The sequence below is a fragment of the Roseomonas rosulenta genome, from assembly GCF_016106005.1.
In the GTDB taxonomy this organism is placed as follows: Bacteria; Pseudomonadota; Alphaproteobacteria; order Acetobacterales; family Acetobacteraceae; genus Neoroseomonas; species Neoroseomonas rosulenta.
Map to the genome: position 1 here is coordinate 1 of NZ_JACADR010000645.1, position 590 is coordinate 590.

Below are 590 nucleotides of genomic sequence, written 5' to 3' on the forward strand. Positions count from 1 at the left end.
CCCGCCGGCGCGCGCGACCCAGCGCTGCGCGTGCTGCGCGCGGAGGCGGTCGGCACGCGCGGCGGCCAGGCCTGGGAGCAGATCGACCTGCCGCGCGCGCTGCGCGGCGATGTGCTGGTGAACCTCGGCAATACCGCGCCCGTGCTGGCCGGCGCCCGCCAGGCGGTGGTGATCCACGACGCCGGCGCCTTCGACACGCCCGAGAGCTACTCCTTCGCCTTCCGCACCTGGTACCGGCTGCTGCAGCGCATGCTCGCGCGGCGCGGCGCACGCATCCTGACGGTGTCGGAGTTCTCGCGCGGGCGCATCGCGGCGGCGCTGGGCGTGGCGGTGTCGTCCATCGCCGTGCTGCCGGAGGGTGGCGAGCATATCCTGCGCATCGCCGCCGACGGCGCGGTTCTGGGGAAGCACGGCCTGGCGCCGGCGCGCTACGCGCTGGTGGTGGGCAATCCTGCGGCGCACAAGAACCTCGCGGCGCTGACGGCGGCGGCCGAGGTGCTGGGCCGGCACGGGCTGACGCTGGCGGTCGCCGGCGCGGCCGACCCCGCCGTGTTCCGCGCCGGTGGCGGCGTCGCCGCCCAGGCCGCGCG

Annotated in this window: 1 pseudogene; it reads left to right on the forward strand. The window is 77.5% G+C overall.

What is annotated here, in order from left to right:
* A pseudogene (locus tag HW578_RS27440) lies at nucleotides 1-590 on the forward strand (glycosyltransferase family 4 protein); the annotation flags it as partial.